The sequence below is a fragment of the Yoonia sp. genome (genome assembly GCF_017854415.1).
Lineage (GTDB): Bacteria > Pseudomonadota > Alphaproteobacteria > Rhodobacterales > Rhodobacteraceae > Yoonia.
On sequence record NZ_JAFMHR010000215.1, the window covers coordinates 1 to 2,863 of the forward strand.

Consider the following 2,863-nt stretch of genomic DNA (forward strand, 5'->3'; position numbering starts at 1 on the left):
GACTGCCCTGACCCGTCAGATGATCTGCGCCACGATGAAACGACATGTGAGGTTTAGCAGCATCTTGCGGCAGATGGTTTGCACGCGGACAGCCCAATTGGTGTAAAAGATTCTCACCTTTTTGAACAAACGATCAACATGACACGTGCAGATCTGATGAGTGATGCTCGCCGGCGCATCGTTGCGCGCGACTTTCGTGAAATTACAGGGCGTGACGATATTTCGGCTATGGAAATCGCGACACTGATGAACCTACTGATAAAGGGAAAGGCCGCTGCCTGGAGCCGTCATAAAAATGTATATGTCCACCCCGTAGCCTCTGAGAAACTCCACCGTAGTCGCCATCGCGAAACTCCTGCACCGATCTCCATCGGACACGGCATCGCAGGTCAGACAATCAAACAAAAGGTGAGGGCCAGCGACCGCTTACGAAAAGGTCGCTGTCACCCAAAATTCACATCAAAATCTGAACACCGTTTTCCAAAATCATTTGACAAACTTAACCGATGAACATTCAGCCTGAAGATCGCCGCAATCAACGAAAGCGCCAAGAGCGTGCTGCATTCAAATTGAATGCAAGATTGTAGATTGAGGTCCATTCACGGCCGAGGACACGCCGTCGCTATCGGCCCAAAGCCGCCGTCCAGCGAGAGCTCAAGATGCTGCGATTGCATTCCGCATTGCTGCCCTTCGTACAACGCGCAGCATTTCAGCTCATCGTACCAGCCACCTTACTTTCGGTATTCTTGTAGACCTAGCTCAACCCACATCCAGCCAAAATCGTATTCTTCGATTGCGTCATTGCGATGCTTAGCGCTGTTGTTCTCTAGTGTCTTTAGCCAGTCGACCACCTTCGCACGGCCTGCTTTACTCCGCACTGCTTGGGACGGTGATTTACCGCCAAGCGCTGGTATCGGCGCATCAAGCGTTTCGCGATAGTGCTGGTCCATGTGTTCATGAACTATTTGCCGAGCGATCTCTGGTGGAATTTCGTCAACATCCTCCAAGTCTAATTCATCTTGCTCTTCAGCCATCATTTGTTCGACTGTGCGGATCGTGGTTAGAGGCTGCTTTAAGTGTTGACCCGCTGCCTTCATCACTAATTTGCGCACTCTGTCAGCGCGAGCGGATGAGTTCACATTAATAAGTAGCGATTTACCTTTGAGTTCCAGATGACCTAGCACAGTGCGACCGTCGGTCTTTGAATCCAACACTAGACCATCGCTCTCCCTTGAGACCTTGCCACCGTGTGGCGCAATCCAAGTCCAACAACGTGCTCCATCAGCGGCAAAGCCATTGACCTGGTTCAGGCAAACAGAAACGTCTTTCTGCCTGACGTCTGTCTCAAATGGAAATCTCAGATCATGAAACATAATGTCTTCACCATCTGCATTGGTGAATTCGGGCAATTCCTCCGAAAGCGCCGGAGGAAGGGTGGCAAAGAGCCAAGCGCAGGTGATGATCGGCGCGCATTTCAAGAGCTGGTTTGTCGTGAGTGATAGCTCATCGTCTTTACCGACGTTCAATACGGTGGACAAACCATCAAACAAGAACGCAACGGCCTCTTTAGAAAAAGCCAATAGCGCACCCGAAATCACATGGGCGTCGTTTTCGGCAATGACACGAACGGCAATCCGATCCCACTGCTTCAATGACTGCGTTGCCGATCCTTCAAGCACCGTGACTGGCTTTGCGTCTCCAAGCAGATCCTTAAGCATCATGGACGTTCCGGGCTTAACCTCACTGACTTCGTAAAGGCTGACTGGTGTATCTCGCAGAGCTACGAAATACTCACGATTGGCAGCTGGTTCGTTCCATCCGCGTCGCTTGAGGTAAAGGTCGACAATGTTGCCGTCTTCGTACTGGCGGCTGAGGAAATCTTCGAAACCACATCCCCATAAAACGCCGGGCCAAGGCTCTCCCAACACTTCGGGCAGGTCATCATAGTCAAGGTCAAATTCTTCAAGAGCTGGCATCAAGTGCTCTGCCACAACGTCCTGCAAGCGTCCAAACCAAAGATCATCCTGACTGATGAAAGTAAGTAAATCCGAGATGTCATTGCGCACGCCAGTTCTCCAATTCTTAGCAGCATTCAGCGCAATTCATAGTCAAGTTGCGAACCGTTGTCAGCACCTGGGTGCCGTTGATTTGAGAAAATGATAATCCAAATCGGCCCAAAGCAGCCCCTGATATCTTAGGCTATTTGCTGCATTGAAGCTTGACGAAACCCACATTGCTGGCGTTCCCTGTGACTATGAAGATCAATGAGAACAGTGTTGACGACGCGGTTCTGGCGCTGCTCTGGCTGACGCTCCACGACGGGCACCGCGCCTGGAAGGGCCATGACTGGGACGTGCTCGGTCGGCTGCACGAAAAGGGACTCATTCTGGATCCGGTCGGCAAAGCAAAGTCGGTGGCGCTGACAAAGGACGGCTTGCGCCGGTCAGAAGAACTGTTCAAAGCCCTTTTCACCAATGCGCCAAAGACTTGACTGAACGAATTGCTGTCTCAGGTCAGGACGGCCCATTCCTGCCGTTGGTGATGAGCTGCTATCGCTGCGGTGCGGACCGTCGAAGGAGACATTCGCTGCACCAGCGCAATCTCAATGGTCGCACATGTCCGCCTCGCTGGACAAAGTTGACTTTCAACCGATGTCCAAATCTGTACTAATACTCACATATACGGAGTCCGGCGAAATATGGTTATAACTGAGGAACTCGCTCCAGGGGCTTTGGGAGAGATCGTCACTTTGCACAGCAAATTCTACGCGGTGCATTGGGGGTTCGGTCTCTTCTTTGAGACCAAAGTCGCTCGAGAGCTTGCGGACTTCGCAGACAGAGCCGCCGAGAACGATCTGATTTTG

Annotated in this window: 3 protein-coding genes; 2 read left to right on the forward strand and 1 reads right to left on the reverse strand. The window is 51.6% G+C overall.

The features are described from left to right. The first annotated feature begins 138 nt into the window (after positions 1 to 138). Positions 139 to 510: a hypothetical protein gene (locus tag QZ197_RS15610; protein WP_296433122.1), complete on the forward strand. Its 372-nt coding sequence runs from the start codon at positions 139 to 141 to the stop codon at positions 508 to 510. A 221-nt stretch (positions 511 to 731) separates the two neighbouring features. On the opposite strand, the gene QZ197_RS15615 is transcribed toward QZ197_RS15610, so the two are convergent. Further along, positions 732 to 2,066: a hypothetical protein gene (locus QZ197_RS15615; protein WP_296433123.1), complete on the reverse strand. Its 1,335-nt coding sequence runs from the start codon at positions 2,064 to 2,066 to the stop codon at positions 732 to 734. 188 nt (positions 2,067 to 2,254) lie between these two features. On the opposite strand from QZ197_RS15615, the gene QZ197_RS15620 reads away from it, so the two are divergent. Then, positions 2,255 to 2,491, forward strand: coding sequence for a DUF6429 family protein (locus QZ197_RS15620; RefSeq protein ID WP_296433124.1), 237 nt, complete (start codon positions 2,255 to 2,257; stop codon positions 2,489 to 2,491). Positions 2,492 to 2,863: the final 372 nt, after the last annotated feature.

Coding starts and splice junctions, on each gene's coding strand:
- QZ197_RS15610 (WP_296433122.1), top strand. CDS start 139: ATGACACGTGCAGATCTGATGAGTGATGCTCGCCGGCGCATCGTTGCG.
- QZ197_RS15620 (WP_296433124.1), top strand. CDS start 2,255: ATGAAGATCAATGAGAACAGTGTTGACGACGCGGTTCTGGCGCTGCTC.